Origin of the sequence: Streptomyces sp. ActVer, from assembly GCF_027270795.1 — a bacterium.
Classification (GTDB): Bacteria; Actinomycetota; Actinomycetes; order Streptomycetales; family Streptomycetaceae; genus Streptomyces; species Streptomyces umbrinus_A.
On record NZ_JAPWHT010000196.1, the window covers coordinates 1 to 17,896 of the forward strand.

The 17,896-nt window shown below is 69.7% G+C and carries 16 protein-coding genes and 2 pseudogenes; 2 read left to right on the forward strand and 16 right to left on the reverse strand.

Annotated features, from left to right (window positions below; genetic code table 11):
* Positions 1-46 precede the first annotated feature (46 nt).
* The 4 genes from O3Q52_RS28380 to O3Q52_RS28395 all read right to left on the reverse strand — a co-directional run bounded on the left by O3Q52_RS28380 (position 47) and on the right by O3Q52_RS28395 (position 3,067).
* Positions 47-406: a PLP-dependent transferase gene (locus tag O3Q52_RS28380; protein ID WP_269651544.1), complete on the reverse strand. Its 360-nt coding sequence runs from the start codon at positions 404-406 to the stop codon at positions 47-49.
* Between the two features lie 361 nt (positions 407-767).
* Complete coding sequence (locus O3Q52_RS28385; RefSeq protein ID WP_269651545.1) at positions 768-1,475, reverse strand: B3/4 domain-containing protein; 708 nt, start codon at positions 1,473-1,475, stop codon at positions 768-770.
* A gap of 56 nt (positions 1,476-1,531) precedes the next feature.
* The gene (locus O3Q52_RS28390) at positions 1,532-2,179 is read right to left on the reverse strand and encodes an FMN-binding negative transcriptional regulator (RefSeq protein ID WP_269651546.1); all 648 of its coding nucleotides are present in this window, start codon (positions 2,177-2,179) and stop codon (positions 1,532-1,534) included.
* Positions 2,180-2,230: 51 nt separating this feature from the next.
* A complete protein-coding gene (locus O3Q52_RS28395) occupies positions 2,231-3,067 on the reverse strand; it encodes a DMT family transporter (RefSeq protein ID WP_269651547.1) in 837 nt (278 codons plus the stop codon).
* A 126-nt stretch (positions 3,068-3,193) separates the two neighbouring features.
* Here O3Q52_RS28395 and O3Q52_RS28400 point away from each other — a divergent pair, with 126 nt between their 5' ends.
* Positions 3,194-3,778, forward strand: a complete 585-nt coding sequence (locus O3Q52_RS28400; RefSeq protein ID WP_269651548.1) for a helix-turn-helix domain-containing protein — start codon at positions 3,194-3,196, stop codon at positions 3,776-3,778.
* A 65-nt stretch (positions 3,779-3,843) separates the two neighbouring features.
* Here the strand turns inward: O3Q52_RS28400 and O3Q52_RS28405 are convergent, their stop codons facing one another.
* From O3Q52_RS28405 to iolC, 11 genes and pseudogenes are all read right to left on the reverse strand, one after another.
* Positions 3,844-4,713 carry a sugar phosphate isomerase/epimerase gene (locus tag O3Q52_RS28405; RefSeq protein WP_269651549.1) on the reverse strand — a complete coding sequence of 290 codons (870 nt, stop codon included), beginning with the start codon at positions 4,711-4,713 and terminating at the stop codon, positions 3,844-3,846.
* Positions 4,710-5,747: a Gfo/Idh/MocA family protein gene (locus tag O3Q52_RS28410; protein WP_269651550.1), complete on the reverse strand. Its 1,038-nt coding sequence runs from the start codon at positions 5,745-5,747 to the stop codon at positions 4,710-4,712. Before O3Q52_RS28410 ends, O3Q52_RS28405 begins: the two co-directional genes overlap by 4 nt.
* Positions 5,748-5,811: 64 nt before the next feature.
* Positions 5,812-7,254, reverse strand: coding sequence for a sugar porter family MFS transporter (locus O3Q52_RS28415; RefSeq protein ID WP_269651551.1), 1,443 nt, complete (start codon positions 7,252-7,254; stop codon positions 5,812-5,814).
* A gap of 9 nt (positions 7,255-7,263) precedes the next feature.
* Positions 7,264-8,214 carry a TIM barrel protein gene (locus tag O3Q52_RS28420; protein WP_269651552.1) on the reverse strand — a complete coding sequence of 317 codons (951 nt, stop codon included), beginning with the start codon at positions 8,212-8,214 and terminating at the stop codon, positions 7,264-7,266.
* A gap of 39 nt (positions 8,215-8,253) precedes the next feature.
* Positions 8,254-8,682, reverse strand: a pseudogene (locus tag O3Q52_RS28425) (aldehyde dehydrogenase family protein); the annotation flags it as partial.
* Between the two features lie 148 nt (positions 8,683-8,830).
* On the reverse strand, positions 8,831-10,027 hold the full coding sequence (locus O3Q52_RS28430; RefSeq protein ID WP_269651553.1) for a Gfo/Idh/MocA family protein: 1,197 nt from the start codon (positions 10,025-10,027) through the stop codon (positions 8,831-8,833).
* 34 nt (positions 10,028-10,061) lie between these two features.
* Positions 10,062-11,558, reverse strand: coding sequence for a CoA-acylating methylmalonate-semialdehyde dehydrogenase (locus O3Q52_RS28435; protein WP_269651554.1), 1,497 nt, complete (start codon positions 11,556-11,558; stop codon positions 10,062-10,064).
* Positions 11,559-11,599: 41 nt separating this feature from the next.
* Positions 11,600-13,483, reverse strand: coding sequence for a 3D-(3,5/4)-trihydroxycyclohexane-1,2-dione acylhydrolase (decyclizing) (gene iolD / locus O3Q52_RS28440; RefSeq protein ID WP_269651555.1), 1,884 nt, complete (start codon positions 13,481-13,483; stop codon positions 11,600-11,602).
* Positions 13,483-14,376 (reverse strand): 5-deoxy-glucuronate isomerase, encoded by an 894-nt coding sequence (iolB, locus tag O3Q52_RS28445; protein WP_269651556.1) that lies wholly within the window; start codon positions 14,374-14,376, stop codon positions 13,483-13,485. Before iolB ends, iolD begins: the two co-directional genes overlap by 1 nt.
* The gene (locus O3Q52_RS28450; protein WP_269651557.1) at positions 14,373-15,245 is read right to left on the reverse strand and encodes an aldolase; all 873 of its coding nucleotides are present in this window, start codon (positions 15,243-15,245) and stop codon (positions 14,373-14,375) included. The genes iolB and O3Q52_RS28450 overlap by 4 nt, the downstream gene beginning before the upstream one ends.
* A gap of 4 nt (positions 15,246-15,249) precedes the next feature.
* Positions 15,250-16,224: a 5-dehydro-2-deoxygluconokinase gene (gene iolC / locus O3Q52_RS28455; RefSeq protein ID WP_269651558.1), complete on the reverse strand. Its 975-nt coding sequence runs from the start codon at positions 16,222-16,224 to the stop codon at positions 15,250-15,252.
* 209 nt (positions 16,225-16,433) lie between these two features.
* Between iolC and O3Q52_RS28460 the strand changes: the two genes are divergently transcribed.
* Positions 16,434-17,435, forward strand: coding sequence for a LacI family DNA-binding transcriptional regulator (locus tag O3Q52_RS28460; protein ID WP_269651559.1), 1,002 nt, complete (start codon positions 16,434-16,436; stop codon positions 17,433-17,435).
* A 311-nt stretch (positions 17,436-17,746) separates the two neighbouring features.
* Here O3Q52_RS28460 and O3Q52_RS28465 read toward each other — a convergent pair.
* Positions 17,747-17,896 (reverse strand): annotated as a pseudogene (locus O3Q52_RS28465) (sugar ABC transporter ATP-binding protein); the annotation flags it as partial.

Consider the following 17,896-nt stretch of genomic DNA (forward strand, 5'->3'; position numbering starts at 1 on the left):
AGCGAACTGAAGCGCCGCGACCTGCATGTTCACCCTGGCTGAACCTCTAGAACCCCCGAATTACGTCGAACCCGGGCAGGTGAGTGAAGAACGCGGCGTACAAAGCCGCCATGCCGCTGCCCAGCACGACCGCGTCCTCGCCTCCCTCCAGGGTGGCGAGCTTGGCCTGGAGCCCTAGCTGGTTCGCGCCGGACTCGCGGGTGTAGACGAGCAGGTCAGGATTGTCCGGGTCGAGCGTGAACGGGTCATCCGGCAGGGTGCAGGAGTTCGCCATGATGACCGGTGTACGGATCGCGCCGGTGCCGACGTCGGCCTGATTCCCGCAGTGCACCGCCTGGGTCTGGACGGCGAGCGTGGCCGGATCGTGCTTGTCGGGCCGGGAGAGCGGAGTGCTCGGCTTGGACATGGGACTCCCTTGAATCACTGTCGCCGGTCTGCGCTCCGCAAGTTGGGTGGAGCAGCCCGGCTGTTGCAGTCCGGTGGCTGTGAGGTTCCCCCGGCGTGCGGGAGGTGCTGATCAGCTGGTCAGAGCGGGTTGACGGGTGCTGGCGGTCCCCCCCGGTAGGCCCCGGGCACGCGCAGCAAGTGGCGAGGATGCCCGGCCCGCACCGCCCGTGGGGCCGGGGCCGGGTCTCTTCCTATCGGCTCATCGAGATCACAGGTGATCCCCACGGCCGTACTTTCTCGGCCTGCGGTCTTACCTGCCCGGAGAGTTCACGGGCTCTGCGGGGCTTTCGTAGTGGGATGCGGGGGTGGGCCCGGGGCTCTCAGGTGGTGGCATGGGGTCCGGCCGGGCTGAGGTAGTGGACGGCGGTCTGGGCGGCGTGCGGGATGAGCAGGCCCTGCAGTTCGTCGGCCGCGACCTTGAGGAGGTCGCCGTCGCGGGTGGCGTGGAGGGTTTCGAGGACGAAGGCGACGTGGGTGGAGTCCTCGGTCACGCGGGTGCGGTGGGCGTCCCGGTGGTTCCAGTGGCGGGTCAGGACGCCGGTGATGTCCGCATAGATGATCTCGCCGGGCTTGGGGTTCTCGACCGTGTCGGGTTCGCCGAGCGGCGTGAAGGACTCGGTGCCGTCCGCGTATCGAATGTCGACGTCGCCGGTGACGTGGTCCAGGTCGAAGGCGCCGGCGGGCAGGCCGTGCCGGACGGAGACGGCGTTGTAGGTGTCGACGGCCGGATTGATGCGCGGCAGCGTGCCCTTCTTGGCGAGGCGGCGGCCGAGCGCGTCGACGCTGGGGCGGATGCGGCGGGGGTTGGTGCCGAAGGAGCGGTAGGCGGTGTGCCAGGCCTCGATGCCGGGGTCGGTCTCGTCGGCGGGGTGCCAGGTGCCGTCGGCGAGTTGCTGCTCCAGGTCTTCCAGGGCTGCGGTGGTGTGGAGCCAGGGTTCATGGCCGAGTAGGCCCGTGGCGGTGACCAGGGCGATGAGCGCGTCGGGGAAGGCGTCCGCGACGGCGGGGGCGATACGGAAGGCGGGCATGGGCGGAGTTTCCGTTTCCTGTGTCCGGGCGTGGGCGGTCGCGGTCGGGTCGGGGGTCAGTGCTTCCAGAGGCCGATGCGGTCCCGGCGGCGGCGCTGTTGCCGTGCGGTGGGCGCGTCGGGGCCCTGGCCGCGTGCGGTGAGGCGGTCGGCGACGGTGGTGCGGTACTCGACGGGCTTCTGGTCGTCGTACTTGAACTTGGCCAGGACGTCGGTGACCTCCAGACGCAGGCCGCGAATACCGGGCAGCATCCGGCCGTAGGGCGGCTGGTCGACGGTGACCGGGGCGTGATCACCGTCGGGCTGGAAGTGGGCCAGCTGGCGGCGCAGCAGCTCTGCCTTGGCCTCGGGGTCGTCGAGGATTTGGGCGCGGCAGGTGAACTGGACGGCTGTGTAGTAGCTGGTGGGGACGCCGTCAGTGGGCGGAGTGCCGGCCTCGGCGCGCCAGGGGCCGGGGATGAAGGCGTAGTCACCGAAGACGGTGAAGAGGACGTTCGGGTCGTGCTCGATCGCCTTCCAGATCGGGTTGGGCCGGGCGAGGTGGATCAGGAGATGGGGTCCGTCGCTGGTGAAGTGGGTGGGCACGGCGACGGGCGGGTGGCCGGGCAGGCCGTTGACACTGAGCTGTCCGAAGTCGTGGCCTTCGGCGATCCAGGTCTGCCATTCGGTTTCGTCGAGGCCGGCGTCCCAGGGCTGGATGAGCATGCTTGTCTCCGTGCGTCGTGGGCTGTGGGGTGGGCTGGGCTACGGGGCTGCTCAGGTCAGGGCGAGGAGGCTGACCGCGACGGCGGCGGTGCCCAGGCCGACGAGCTGGCCGCGGTGGATGCGTTCGGCGAGCACGCCGCGGGCGAGCAGGACCGTGCCGGCCGGGTAGAGGGCGACGATCACGGCGATGACGGCGAGGTCCCCGCTGCGGACGGCGAGCAGGAACAGCAGGTTCGCCACGGAGTCCAACACACCCGCGGCTGCGGACATCGCGTACGCGGGCCGCTCCGAGCCCAGCCTGCGGTACAGCACCCCCGCCGCGGCCAGGGTGACGGCCGAGGAGACCGCCCTTCCCACGATCAGCGGCGCCACGCCGCTGTCGGACGGAGCCTGGTGCAGGAAGATCAGCTGGAGGGCGATGGCGGCGCCCGCACCGAAGGCCAGCAGCAGCGCCGTACGGGAGGGGCGCGCCGACCCGGCGCCGTGTCCGGCGCTGACCAGGACGACCGCCACCAGCGCGAGCGGCAGACCCACCACTCCGGCGACGGCCAGGTGCTCGCCCTGCAGCAGGCCCACCCCCACGGGCAGCGTGGCGGATACCAGCGCGGTCACGGGCGACAGCACGTTCATCGGACCGATGGCCAGCGTGCGATAGAGCAGGGTGAACGCGGCGGCGGAGGCGATCCCGGACGCGGCACCCCAGCCGAGGGCGCCGGCGCTGAACGAGGCGCCGAGCACCGGCCACAGCAGCAGCTCGACCACGAGAGAGGCCGGGGCCGCGATCATCACCGTACGCAGCACATGAGCCTTGCGGGCGCCGAGGCCGCCGAGGAAGTCGGCGCATCCGTAGGCGAGTGAGCTGCCCAGGGCCAGTAGCAGTGCGATCACGGTCGATCCATCCCTTACTATTCAGTGGAACGACTGAACCGTACAACGGATCGACCGACCTCTGTCAATAAAACGACCGTGTGGTGCATTCCACCGACCCAATCGCGGCACGAGGAGAGTGATCGGATGGCTGAGACGGCCGCGGCCCTGCGGACGCTCGCGCACAACGTCAGGACGGCGCGCACCCGCGCCGGTCTGTCCCTGGACGAACTCGGCAGGCGTGCTCAGGTCAGCAAGGGAGCCCTGGTGGGACTGGAGAAAGCGCAGGGCAACCCCAACTTCGCCACCCTTGTCCGGCTGGCCGACACGCTCGGCGTCTCGGTCTCCGCGCTGATGGAGGGGCCGACGGAGGGGCGCGTCCGGATCGTGAGCGCAGACAGCGTCGAACCGCTGTGGACCGGAGCGCGGGGCAGTGAGGCGCGTCTCATGCTGACGACCTCGGGCCCGGCCCCCGCCGAGGTCTGGCGCTGGCGGCTGGAACCGGGCGAGGAATACCCCAGCCACCCCCACCAGGCCGGAGTCGTGGAAACCACCAGCGTCACCTCCGGCCGGATGACCCTGATCGTCGACGGCACCGAACACACCCTGGAAGCCGGGCAGACCGCCACGTTCGACGGCGACACCCCTCACACCTACCGCGGTGACGGCACCGAAACCTGCAGCCTGATCATGACGGTCCACCTGCCGCCCGGTCCCGCTTCCGCGACCTGATCTGCGAGGCGCGGGCGGCCCCCGTGGTGCCGGCGTCTCAGTGGCAGCAGGGCTGCTTCATCGCCTCACGCGGCGAGTTCCTTGCGGAGGCGGTCGAGCATGAACGCTGAGGATTCCTGGGCGCGTTCCTCCCAGGCGAAGACGCAGGCGGTGGCGACGCCGTCGAAGTTCAGCTCGCGCAGGGTGCCGAAGAAGGCGTCCCAGTTCACCTCGCCCTGGCCGATGTCGAGGTGCTGGTGGATACGGGCGGTGGTGCCGGGCGGGTTGAGGATGTAGCGCAGACCGCTGGAGCCCTTGTGGTTGAAGGAGTCCGCGATGTGCACGTGCTGGAGCTTGTCGCCCGCGTAGCGCATCATCCGTGCGATGTCCGCGCCGACTTCCGAGGGGCCGGAGAGATGGAAGGAGTGCGGGGCGCAGTAGAGGTAGTTCACCCAGGGCTTGTTGATCGCCCGGACCAGGTCGACCGCCGGGGTGTTCTCCTCGCAGAAGTCGTCCGGGTGCGCCTCCAGGTTGAGCGCGATGCCCTTCTGCTCAAAGACCGGCAGGAGCTCCTCCATGGACCGCCAGAACGCGGCCTCGCTCGCGGCGACTTTGTCCGGTCGGCCGTTGAACTCCGAGTTCATCAGCGGGCATTCGAGGTCGGAGGTGATCTCGATCATCCGCTTCCAGTAGCGGACGGCGGCCTGCCGCTCGGTTTCGTCGGGCGAGGACCACTTGTACAGGGGGAGCACGGAGGACAGCTTCACGCCGTGTGTGCGCAGGGCGTTCTTGAGTTCCGCCACCCGCTCGTCGTCCGCCCTGGGGTGCAGGAAGAACGGCATGAAGTCCTCTCGTGGTGACAACTCGATGTACTCGTAGCCGAGTTCGGCGACCGTGCGCACCATCTCGTCGATGGGCAGGGCGCGGAACATGTACGGGTCGAGGGCGATCTTCACGCGACACCTCCAGTGGAGGCCCTGCCCGCGTAGAAGGCAGGTCGGGGCTTCATGTCAACGGTCACGACCTCGCTGTCCGACTCCAGGGACTGGACGGCCGCGTCGGTGATGACGGTGGCCGCGTAGCCGTCCCAGGCAGACGGTCCGGTCGGCTCCTCACCGGCCGCGATGCCCGCGATCCACTCGCGGAACTCGGTGTCGAAGGCGTCCGCGAACCGGTCCTTCCAGTCCCGCAGTACCGCCGAGCCGCTCACCCCCTCGGTGCGCAGGGTGACCGCGGCCGGGTCAGGCAGCCGGACCAGTCCCCTCTCGCCGACGGTCTCGCACTGGATGTCGTATCCGTACTGGCAGTTGACGAAGACCTCCAGGTCGATACGGACCCCGTTCGCGGTCTCGAAGAGCATGATCTGCGGGTCCGTCAGATGCGGGAAGCGGTTGGTCGTGGCACGCGGCCTCAGCACCTGCGCGGAGACGATCTCGTCGTCCAGCAGCCAGCGCAGTACGTCGATCTCGTGGACCGCCGTGTCCTGCGCGGCCATCCGGGAGGTGTACGCCTTGGGGACGGTCGGGTTGCGGTGCGCACAGTGCACGATCAGCGGGGCGCCGATACCGCCGGAGGCCAGCACCTCCTTCAGTTGGCGGTAGCCCGCGTCGTAGCGGCGCATGAAACCGACCTGGACCAGGCGGCGGCCGTGCGCGCGCTCTGCCTCGACAATGCGCAGACAGTCCTCGGCCGTGGTGGCCAGGGGCTTCTCGCAGAACACCGGCTTTCCGGCGGCGATCGCGTTGAGCACGTGCTCGGCATGGGTGGGACCCCAGGACGTCACGAGCACCGCGTCGACATCCTCCGCCACGATCAGCTCGGCGCCGTCCGCGAGTACCCGGGCGCCGACGCGGGCCGCCGCCTCCTCGGCGCGCGCCGCGTCGATGTCCGTGACGGCGGTGACCTTGGCCCCGGTGACGGTGTCGGTGAGCCGGCGGATGTGTTCCAGGCCGATCCAGCCGGCGCCGATGACCCCTACACGCACAGTCATTGGGTTTCCTTTCTACAGCTCCCGGACCATCGCTGACCCGGGGGGCGGGGGACACGGGGAGCGTTCAGGAGTAGCGGGCCCGGAGTTCCGTCTCGAGGTTCTCCAGCGTGCGGCCGCGCGTCTCGGGGACGTACAACTTCACAAAGGTGATCGAGAAGACGCCCGCCACCACGAAGAGGAAGAACGTGGCGGAGATACCGATCCCGGAGACCAGAGACGGGAAGACCAGCCCGATCGCGAAATTGGTCAGCCACAGCACCACCGCCGCGACGCCCATCCCGAAGGCCCGCATCCGCATCGGGAAGATCTCCGAGAGCATGAGCCAGGTGACCGGCGAGATCGCGCCCTGCTGGAAAGCGAGGAAGGTGACGGTCATGGCGAGTACGGCGTAGGCGCGGCCGTCGCCCGAGGGCAGCGCCAGCGAGAAGATACCGATCATCAACAGGGCACTGGTGGTGCCGATCTGACCAGTCATCAGCATCGGTCGGCGGTTGACCCGACCGAGCAGCCAGATACCGACAAAAGTGGCGAGGACCGAGATCACGCCGTTGGCGATGTTCGCCGTCAGCGCGCTGTCCGCGGCGAACCCGGCGTCGGTGAGGATCTGCGTGCCGTAGTACATGATCGTGTTGACGCCGGTGATCTGCTGCACGATCGCGATGCCGAAGCCGATGAACATCAGCCTGCGCACCCATGGAGTGGACCTCATGTCGTGCCAGCCACCGAGCTTCGCCTGATCGTCCTTGACGGCGAGCGCGGAGACCTCGCTCAGCTCGGCCTCGGCCCGCTGCTGGGACCTGACCTGCTTGAGCACCTCGAAGGCCTCGTTGAACCGGCCCTTGGAGGCGAGCCAGCGGGGGCTCTCCGGCATCACCAGCATGCCGAACCACAGCACCACGGCCGGGATGGTCGCGATCACCAGCATGTAGCGCCACACGCCGCCGGACTCGCCGCCCACGTCGGCGATGATCGCGTTGGAGGTGAAGGCCAGCAACTGCCCGCTGACGATCATGAGTTCGTTGCGGGTGACCAGCGCGCCACGACGCTCGGCGGGCGAGATCTCCGCGAGATACACCGGCACGGTCACCGAGGCGCCGCCGACCGCGAGGCCGAGCACGAACCGGGCCACCACCATCACCGCGGTGGTCGGGGCGAGCGTGCAGCCGAGCGCGCCGATGAAGAACAGCACCGCCAGCAGCAGGATGTTGCGCCGCCTGCCGCGGGCGTCCGAGAGGCGGCCGCCGACGACCGCTCCGAGCGCGGCGCCGAGCAGCAGGGAGCTGGTGACCATGCCCTCCGTGAAGGGGGTCAGGCCCAGGTCGTCGGTCATGTACGGCAGCGCGCCGTTGATGACCCCGGTGTCGTAGCCGAAGAGCAGTCCGCCGAAGGTGGCGATGATCGTGATGAGCCGCAGCCGCCGCGAGACCGTCGGCGGGGCGTCGTCGTGGAGCGTGGAGGCGGTAGCGGTGGTGGCGCGTGGCGAGGTCGCGTCGTCCCTGACGTCCATGCCCGTCTCCTACCGGTGGTTGTGGGGGCGCCGGGTTCCGGTCAGGCCGCAGCCGGCCAGGTGCTCACGCGTGCGTACGGCGATAGGCAGCGGCACGTCGGGAGCGCACGGGTACAGGTCCTGCTCGACGATGACGAACAACTCGGCGTCGAGCTTGGCGAGTTCGGCCACCACGTCGGCCGGGTTCGGCACACCCGCGGGTGGAGAGACGCACACGCCGCGCTTGACGGCCTCACCGAACGACAGGTCCTCGGCGGCGACCTGGGCGAGCACTTCCGGGTCCATCTGCTTGATGTGCACGTATCCGACGCGCTCGCCGAACCGACGGATCAGATCGAGGTTGTCACCGCCGCCGTACGCGACATGCCCTGTATCCAGGCAGAGGTTCGTGTAACGGCTGTCCGACTCGTTGAGCAGCCGCTCGATCTCCGCCTGCGTCTGGATGTGGCTGTCGGCATGCGGGTGGAGGACGAGCCGTACGTCGTACTCGTCGAGGAGGAGTTTGCCGAGCCGGTCGGCGGCGTGGCCGAAGCCCGCCCACTGGGTTGCGCTCAGCTCGGGCGACTCGGTGAACGCGCCGGTCTTCTCGTCCCGGTACATCGGCGGGATGAGCACCAGGTGGTGCGCGCCCATGGCGGCCGTCAGTGCGGCCACCTGACGGACGTGGGCCAGCATCTCGTCCCAGGCCTCAGGACGGTGCAGCGCCCCGAAGGCGGTGCCTCCGGAGACCTTCAGACCGCGTACAGCCAACTCCTCGGCCAGTACGGATGGTTCGGTGGGGAGATAGCCGTACGGTCCGAGCTCCAGCCACTCGTAGCCGGCCTGCGCCAGTTCGTCGAGGAAACGGGTGTACGGCACCTGGTGCTCGTCCTCGGGGAACCAGATGCCCCAGGAGTCGGGGGCGGAGCCCAGGCAGAGGTTGCCCGCGATGGTGCGGAGGGGGGATGGCGCCGTTGCCATGGTCAGTCCTTCGGAGAGAGTAGGGAACTCTGGGGAAGTTCAGCTGGATGTGGGGAAGTTGAAGCCGGCGGCCACCTGCTGCTTGGGCTGCGGCCAGCGGGTGGTGACGACCTTGGGCCGCGTGTAGAAGCGGATGCCCTCGGGACCGTGGATGGGGGAGTCCCCGATGAGGGAGTCCTTCCAGCCGCCGAAGGAGTAGTACGACATCGGCACGGGCACCGGCACGTTGACGCCGATCATCCCGACCTTGACGTTGCGCTGGAAGCGGCGCGCGGCTTCGCCGGAGCCGGTGAACAGGGCGGTGCCGTTGCCGTACGGGTTGGCGTTGATGACGCCGATCGCCTTGTCGAGGGTGTCGACGCGGACGACGGCGAGGACCGGCCCGAACAGCTCTTCCTTGTAGGCGTCCATCTCGGTCGTGACGTGGTCGAGGAGGGAGGGCCCGGTGAAGAAGCCCTCCTCGTGGCCGTACCGGTGTTGATCTCCACCGAGGTCAGCCCGTTCTCCTTGAGGATGTCGAGGGCCTCGGTGAGGGTGCGGTCGTGCAGACAGGCGGTGTAGGCGCCGAGCTTGAGGGCCATGTGTCTCTTCCTTCTCTACAGGCTCTACGAGGGGGTCAGGCGGCGGGCGGGACCGTGACGGCGGCACCGCCGGCCCGGGAGGACTCGACGACGGCCCGGATGATCTCCATGGTCCGCAGCGCGTCGGCGAAGGTGGCGCAGGCCGGCAGCGGGTCGGCGGCACCCGCGACCTGGTCGAGGAAGGCACGGGCCTGGTAGGTGAAGTTGTCGGCGTTGTTGGCGCCCACACCCGGCGCCTCCATCGGGACCCCGCCCGCGAAGTACGGCATCTGTGGACCGGCGATGATCTGCCGGGCGCCGCGCGTACGGGCCTCGGGCTGGGCGTCGTCGAAGAGGTACTCGGCCGGCCGGTGCTGGTCGAACGCGGCCCGGCCGCCGAGGCCCAGGACGTCGAAGGCGAGCCCGTTGGGCAGGCCGAAGCCGGTGCGCGTCACCGAGAAGGTGCCCACGAGCCCGGACTCGAAGCGGGCGGTGAAGGACGCGGTGTCCTCGTTCTCGACCTCGCCGAACTCGTCGGAGACCGGCGCCGCGTTGTGCCCGACGACCGCGCCCAGCGGCAGGGGCCGCTTGGGGATCTGCGTCGACAGCGAGGCACCGGAGACCGAGGTGATGGGACCGGCGACGTACTCGGCGACGTCGATGACGTGCGAGCCGACGTCACCGAGCGCACCGGAACCGGGACCGCCCTTGAACCGCCAGGTCAGCGGGCCCTTCGGGTTAGTCGCGTAGTCGCACCAGTACCGGCCGCTGAACAGCGAGAGATCGCCCAGCTCGGCGCGCCGGACATGCTCGCGGATCGCCGCGATGCCCGGGGAACGCCGGAAGGTGTACCCGACAGCGGTCACGACTTCGGCGGTGCGCTCCAACTCGGCCATCGCACGGGCGTCCTCCAACGACCCGGCCAGCGGCTTCTCGCACAGCACGTGCTTGCCCGCGGCGACCAGCGCCTCCGCGATCGGGCGGTGCAGCGCGTTGCCCACGACGATGCTCACCGCGTCGATCGTCGGGTCCTCGACGACGGCCTCCCAGCTCGGGAGCGCCTTCTCGTACCCGTAGCGGCGGGCGGCGTCCTCGCCGAGTTCGGCGTTGGCGTCGGCGATCGCGGCAAGCCGGACCGGCGGCAGGCCGGCACCGAAGACCGTGTTGACGTTGCGGTAGCCGGCGGCATGGCTGCGGCCGGCCATGCCGGCTCCGATCACCGCGACGGAGATGGGTTTGGCGGACCTGGTCATGGGGTGCCCTTCGACAAGACCGACAGGGGGAAGCTCAGTTGGATGTGGGGAAGTTGAAGCCGGCGGTCACCTGCTGTGCGGGCTGCGGCCAGCGCGTGGTGACGACCTTGGGCCGGGTGTAGAAGCGGATGCCCTCGGGGCCGTGGATGGGGGAGTCGCCGATGAGGGAGTCCTTCCAGCCGCCGAAGGAGTAGTACGACATCGGCACGGGCACCGGCACGTTGACGCCGATCATCCCGACCTTGACGTTGCGCTGGAAGCGGCGCGCGGCTTCACCGGAGCCGGTGAACAGGGCGGTGCCGTTGCCGTACGGGTTGGCGTTGATGACGCCGATGGCCTCGTCGAGGGTGTCGACGCGGACGATGGCGAGGACCGGTCCGAACAGCTCTTCCTTGTAGGCGTCCATCTCGGTCGTGACGTGGTCGAGCAGGGACGGGCCCGTGAAGAAGCCGCTCTCATGACCGTCGATCTTCAGGCCGCGACCGTCGACGACGACAGTGGCACCCTGCGTGGCGGCGGTGCCGACGGCGTTCTCGACGCGCTCCTGGGACGCCTTGGTGACCAGCGGCCCCATCTCGATGCCGGGTACGTCACCGGGACCGACCTTCACCTCGCCGGCCTTGCGCTCCAGGATCTCGACCAGACCGTCCGCGGCGGTGCCGACCGCGACGGCCACCGAGACGGCCATGCACCGCTCGCCCGCCGAGCCGTACGCGCCCGCCGTGATGTGGTTCGCGGCGAACTCCAGGTCGGCGTCGGGCAGGACGACGGCGTGGTTCTTCGCTCCGCCGAGTGCTTGGACGCGCTTGCCGTGCGCAGTGGCCGTCTCGTGGACGTACCTGGCGATGGGCGTCGAACCCACGAAGGAGACAGCCTCGATGCCGGAGTGGGTGAGGATCGCGTCGACCGCGGTCTTGCCGCCGTGCACGACGTTGAAGACGCCGTCGGGCAGCCCGGCCCTCTTGTACAGCTCGGCGACGAAGTTCGCGGCGGAGGGGTCGCGCTCGCTGGGCTTGAGGATGAAGGTGTTGCCGGTCGCGATGGCGATCGGGTGCATCCAAAGAGGCACCATGGCGGGGAAGTTGAAGGGCGTGATGCCCGCGACGACACCCAGCGGCTGGCGGAAGTTGTGCACGTCCACGCCGCGCGAGACCTGGTCGGAGAAGGACCCCTTCAGGACGTCGCCGAGTCCGCACGCGAACTCCACGACCTCCCGGCCGCGCGTGATCTCGCCGCGCGCGTCGTCGACCGTCTTGCCGTGCTCGGCGGAGATGATCCGGCCCAGTTCCTCCTCGTGCTCCACGAGGAGCTGCCGGAAGGCGAACATCACCTGGGTGCGCTGGGTGAGCGACGACTCGGACCAGGTCTCGAAGGCGGCGGTGGCGGCCGTGACGGCCGTGTCCACGTCGGCGGCCGAGGCCAGGGCGACCCGGGCCTGTTCCTGGCCGGTGGCCGGGTTGAACACGGGGGCCGTCTCCGGGCTGGTCCCGGCGGCGGGAGAGCCGTTGATCCAGTGCTCGATGGTCTTCACGGTGCGGGTTTCCTTTGCGGGGACGGGACTTACGGCGGGACTTACAGGTAGTGGCGCTGGGCGTGCTTGCGGGCGGCGTAGGTCTCGTACGCGTCACGGGTGGAGTCCAGGGCGGAGGTCTGGCTCACCGGCACGTCCCACCAGCCGTGGCCTGGCGGGTTCGGCCCGTACAGGTCGGTCTCGACGTGCACGACCGTGGTGCGGGTGGCCGCCTTCGCCTTCTCCATCGCCGCACGGAACTCGTCGACGGAGGTGGCGTGCAGGACGTCCGCGCCGAGCGAGGAGGCGTTGGCGGCGAGGTCGACGGGGAGTACGTCACCGTCGAGCCGGCCCGAATCGCCGTTGCGGTAGCGGTACTTGGTGCCGAACCGCTGGGAACCCAGCGCCTCCGACAGCGAACCGATGGAGGCGAAGCCGTGGTTCTGGACGAGGACGATGATGACCTTCAGGCCCTCGGAGACCATGGTCACGATCTCCTGAGCCATCATCAGATACGAGCCGTCGCCGACGAGTACGACGACCTCGCGCGACGGATCGGCCATCCTCGTACCGACGCCGGCGGCGACCTCGTAGCCCATGCAGGAGTACGCGTACTCCACGTGGTAGGCCTTCGGATCCCGCGCCCGCCACAGCTGTTGCAGGTCGCCCGGCATGGAGCCGGCGGCGTTGATGACGACGTCACGGTCGCCCAGGACGTCGTTGAGCGCGCCGAGGATCTGGGTCTGCGCGGGCAGTTCACCGGTGTTGCGGTCGGTCGCGAAGCACTCCTCCTCGATCTCCCGTGTCCGGGCGATGAGTCGGCGTGTGCGGTCGCGGTACTCCGGGGCGACCTCCCAGTCCGTCAGCGCGCCCGCGAGGGCCTGGATGCCGAGCCGGGCATCGGCCACCAGCGGCTCGGCGGAGTGCTTCACCGCGTCCAGGCGAGCCACGTTGAGGTTGACGAACGTGACATCCGGGTTGCCGAAGACGGTGTGGCTGGCGGTCGTGAAGTCGGAGTAGCGGGTGCCGATACCGAGGACGACGTCCGCCTCGCGCGCCAGCTCGTTCGCCGCGTACGAGCCGGTCGATCCGATGCCGCCGACCGCGTACGGGTGGTCCCAGGGCACCGCGCCCTTGCCGGCATGCGTGTCCGCCACCGGGATGCCGGTGGCCTCGGCGAAGGCGCGCAACTGGGTCTCGGCGCCGGAGTAGACGGCACCGCCGCCGGCCACGATCAGCGGCCTGCGGGCACCGCGCAACAGACGCACGGCCCGCTCGACGGCGGCCGGCTCCGGCACCGGGCGGCCCACGTGCCAGACCCGGCGCCGGAAGAAGGAGACGGGCCAGTCGTACGCCTCGGCCTGGACGTCCTGGGGCAGCGAGAGCGTGACGGCGCCGGTCTCGACCGGGTCGGTGAGCACCCGCATCGCGGCCAGCGCGGCCGGGATCAGCTGCTCGGGCCGGGAGATCCGGTCGAAGTACTTGGACACGGCCCGGAAGGCGTCGTTGACCGTGACGTCCCCGCCGCGGGTGTCCTCCAACTGCTGGAGGACGGGGTCGGCGGCGCGGGTCGCGAACATGTCGCTGGGCAGCAGCAGGACCGGGATCCGGTTGGTCGTCGCCAGCGCCGCACCGGTGATCATGTTCGTGGAGCCGGGCCCTGTCGACGCCGAACAGGCGAAGGTCGCCAGCCGGTCGCGCATCTTCGCGTACGCCACCGACGCGTGAACCATGCCCTGCTCGTTGCGGGCCAAGTAGTAGGGCAGGTCGGCCTCTTGGGTGACGGCGGCCTGCAGGAGCGCCTGGCCCAGACCGGCCACGTTGCCGTGCCCGAAGATGCCCCAGACCCCGGGGATCAGCCGCTGCTCCTGGCCGTCCCGCTCGCTGTACTGGTTCGCCAGGAAGCGCACGAGGGCCTGTGCGGTGGTGAGCCTGATCGTTTCCATCACTCGGTCTCCTTGGCCCCGAACGGCAGCCGGGGGTCGCTCTCCTGGGACTCCCAGGTGCCGCGGACCCACCCGTGGGCGGGGTCGTCACAGATCAGCCACGCGCGGTCCTGCCCCGGACCCGCCATGACGTTGAGGTAGTAGAGGTCGTAGCCGGGCGCGGCGATCGACGGGCCGTGCCAGCCGTGCGGGATCAGCACGGTGTCGCCGGAACGGACCTCGGCGAGCACGTCGATCGGCCGCTCCTGGGTGCCGTAGACGCGCTGGTAGGCGAAGCCGCCCTCGCCCGCGACCTGGAAGTAGTAGATCTCCTCCAGCTCGGACTCGACCGGGTTGCCGCTGTCGTCCGTGCGGACCTCGTCGTGCTTGTGCGGCGGGTACGAGGACCAGTTGCCGCCCGGGGTGAGCACCTCGCACACCAGCAGCTGCTCGGCCTCGAACGTGCCCGGCAAACAGTAGTTGTTGACCTGGCGGGAGCAGTTCCCGGCTCCGCGCAGCTCGACGGGCACGTCCTCCTTGCGCCCGTACCGAGCCGGGTGACCTCCCCGCTCGGTACGGGCGGAGGGCAGCGCGAACCTTCCCCCGGATGCGCTGCTGAGAAGGGCCTCCGACTCGCGCGGGAGATACGCGAAGTCGGTGGCCGAGGCGAACACGTCGGTGCGGCCGTTGAGCGAGAAGGGCCGGCCCTCGACGGTGACGGTGCAGGAGCCGTTCAAGGGCAGGACGAGGAACTCGCAGTCGTCGGTGCTCAGCGCGTGGGCCTCGCCGGGCGAGAGGGTGATGATCCGCAGACCCGAGTATCCCCAGCCCGCGGACTCGGGCGTGACGACGAGGTCGTATGCACCGTCATGGGTGCTGCCGCTGGGCAGGTGGTACTTGCTTGTGTCGCTCACAGGAGGCTCACCGCCCGGTCCACCGCGCCGGCTACGTCGCCGCCTGCGGGGTAGAGCAGGGAGCGGCCCACGACCAGGCCCTGTGCGGTGGGCTGCTTGAGGGCCTTGCCCCAGGAGGCGAAGGCCGCGTCCGGGTCGGTGACCTCGCCGCCCAGCAGGAGCGCCGGGAGGGTGGAGGCGGAGAGGACGCGCTCCATGTCGTCCACGACCGGCAGCTTCAGCCAGGTGTAGGCACTGCGGCGGCCGAGCCCCGAGGCGATGGTGACCGACTTGATGACTGCGTCGGTGGAGAGGTCGTTGCGGACCCTGCCGTCCTGCCAGGTGGAGAGGAACGGCTCGACCAGTGCGATGAGTTGACGGTCGTTCAGCTCGTCGACCGCACGGGCGGTGTTCTCCAGGACGGACGGCGTCGCCGGGTCCTGGAGGGCGATGCGGGTGAGCATCTTGCCGCCGTCGAAACGCATCGCGGCGATCGTCTCGGCGTCGTAGCCGGTGAAGCGGTCGTCGATCTCGAAGACCGACCCCGCGAGCCCGGCCCGGTTCATCGAGCCGAACACGCTCTTGCCGTCGAGCACGCCGAGCAGCAGCAGGTCGTCCAGGATGTCCGCGGTGGCCAGCACGCCGGTCACGCCGGGCCGCTCCAGGGCGACGCACAGGCGGTCCAGCAGCTTGAGGCGGTCGGCCATGGCGGTGGGGTCGCCGCCGGCGCCGTTGGCGCCGCGCGCGGGATGGTCCGCCGCGATGATCATCGCCTTGCCGTGCCCGCCGAGCAGCGAGGTGGCCCGTACGCGTCGCGCGGCGGCCGCCGCGACGGCACCGGGATCACTGACCCGGGCCTCCACGATCCGGCTCACGTTGTCAGACAGCACGTCGTCACACCTCTCGTTCGGTGGAGCTGGAGGCGAGCGAGGCCTCGCGGAGCTTGGTGTCGACCTCGGCCTCGGTCGGCATGGCGTCGGAGCAGGACAGCCGGCCTGCGACGATGGCGCCGGCGGCGTTGGCGAAGGCGACGGTGCGGCGGGTGTCCCAGCCGGACAGCAGCCCGTGGCAGAGCGCGCCGCCGAAGGCGTCCCCGGCGCCGAGGCCGTTGACCACGTCCACCGGGACCGGCGGGATCTCGGCGGTCGAGCCGTCCCGGTTCATGGCGAGCACGCCCTTGGGCCCCTGCTTCACCACGGCGAGTTCGACCCCGGCGGCGAGCAGCGCCTTCGCGGCCGCGTACGGCTCGCGCTCACCGGTGGCGACCTCGCACTCGTCGAGGTTGCCCACGGCGACGGTGGTGTGGCGCAGCGCCTCGGCGTAGTACGTACGGGCCGTCGCCGGGTCCTTCCAGAACATCGGCCGCCAGTCGAGGTCGAAGACCGTCGTCCCCGCCTTCGCCCGGTGTGCCAGGGCGGCGAGGGTGGCCGAGCGGCTCGGGTTCTCACTCAGTCCCGTTCCGGTGACCCAGAAGACGCGGGCGTCGCGCACCGCCGCGAGGTCGAGCTCGTCGGAGCGGATGTCCAGGTCGGGAGCCTTGGGGAGGCGGTAGAAGTAGAGCGGGAAGTCGTCCGGCGGGAAGATCTCGCAGAAGGTCACCGGGGTCGGCGCGATGTCCGACGTGCCGACGAAGCGGGTGTCGACGCCGTAGCCGTCCAGGGCCGTGCGGACGAAGTCCCCGAACGGGTCGCGGCCGGTCTTGGTGATCACGGCCGCGGAGTGCCCGTAACGGGCGGCGGCGACGGCGACGTTGGTCGGGCTGCCGCCCAGGTACTTGCCGAACGAGGTGACCTCGGCCAGTCCCACGCCTGTCTGGAGCGGATACACATCCACTCCGACGCGGCCCATGGTCAGCACTTCCAACGGCATAACGCGGTTTCCCTTTCGTGCCGGAGACGGGAGACTCTCACGAGAGTCGCTGTCGCGCTCTACTAGCGCGCTCTAGTCTGTGTACGATGACGTCTGTCCAAATGTCATGTCAATACCTTGTTGCTGGGAGATTTCGAGAGGGCCCGTGTGGTGGGCCGTGTCGGAGGGTGGGTTCACAGGTGGATGCGTCGGGAAAGCAGCGGCCCACGATGGCGGACGTCGCTGCGAAAGCGGGGGTGTCCCGGGCGCTCGTCTCGATCATCTTCCGCGGTCAGCCAGGAGCGAGCGAAGAGACCCGGGAGCGGGTGCTGCGGGTCGCCGACGAGATCGGCTACCGCCCCGACAGTGCGGCCCGGCTGCTGGCCCGCGGCCGCAGCCGCACGCTCGGCGTCATGTTCACCGTGCATCAGACGTTCCATGCAGACCTCATTCAAGGGCTCTACCCCGAGGCCGAACGCCTCGGCTACGACGTCCTGCTCTCCGCAGCCGCCCCGGGGCGAAGCGAGGCAAAGGCTGCCGAGGCTCTGCTCAGCCACCGCTGCGAGGCACTGATCCTGCTCGGCCCCGACGCCGAGGCCGCGTATCTCGACGGACTCGGACAACGGGCGGCGACCGTCTCGGTCAGCCGCCGGGTGCCCCACGCCCGCGTCGACTTCGTACACTCCGCCGAGGGCAAGGGTGTGCGACAGGCCATGGAGTACCTCGTCGAACTGGGGCACCGACGGATGGTGCACATCGACGGCGGCCGGGGCCCGGGCTCGCCCGAGCGGCGGCGCGCCTACCGGGCCGCGATGCGCCGGCACGGGCTGGAGTCCGAGGCGCGGGTGATCCCCGGGGAACACACGGAGGAGTCGGGCATCGAAGCGGGCCGCCTGCTCCTGGCGGAGCGCAATCGAGGTCAGGCCCTGCCGACCGCGGTGCTCGCGGGCAACGACCGGTGTGCGTGGGGCCTGCTGATGGCCTTGACGCGGGCAGGTGTTGATGTGCCGCGCGATGTGTCCGTTGTCGGGTACGACGACAGTCACCTCTCCCATCTGATGCCGATCGGTCTGACCACCGTCCGCCAGGACGCAGCCCTCATGGCGGAGTACGCCGTCCGGTTCGCCGTGGAGCGGCTGGAGAACCCGGAGCTGGAACCCAGGGAGGCGGTACTGGACCCCAAGCTGGTGGTACGCGGCACCACTGATACGGCACCGAAGGCGTTGACCTGAGACACCGGCGACCGGAGGTCGTGGGAGATCACAGGACCTGAGACGTCACACGTCGACCACGTTGTCGCCGACCGGGAAGTAGCACAGTTCATCGAAGTCGACTTCGCTCTGTCTGATGTCGAAATGCTGGTGGACATGGGCCAGCCAGGATGACCTCGGCCTGCCGGTGGGCAGCCTCGTGGATCGGGACGGTCAGCGCGCATCCCCCAGCAGTCAGGGCTTTGGGCCTTGCCCTGCTGGGGTAGCACCAACTGCACGCCGATCGACATTCATGCGTTCGCCGTTGTAAGGACGCACTTCGGGATGTGCTGCTACAGGGCCGCGAGGTCTTCGGCTTCGGGGAGTTTTTCGACGTCGACGCCGCGGACCTGGGCCAACTCGTGTTTGAGTGCGGCGAGTTCGGCGCCGCCTGCCATGTGGTTGGTGAGTTCTTCGAGGCTGACGTCGGCGCGGGCGGCGGA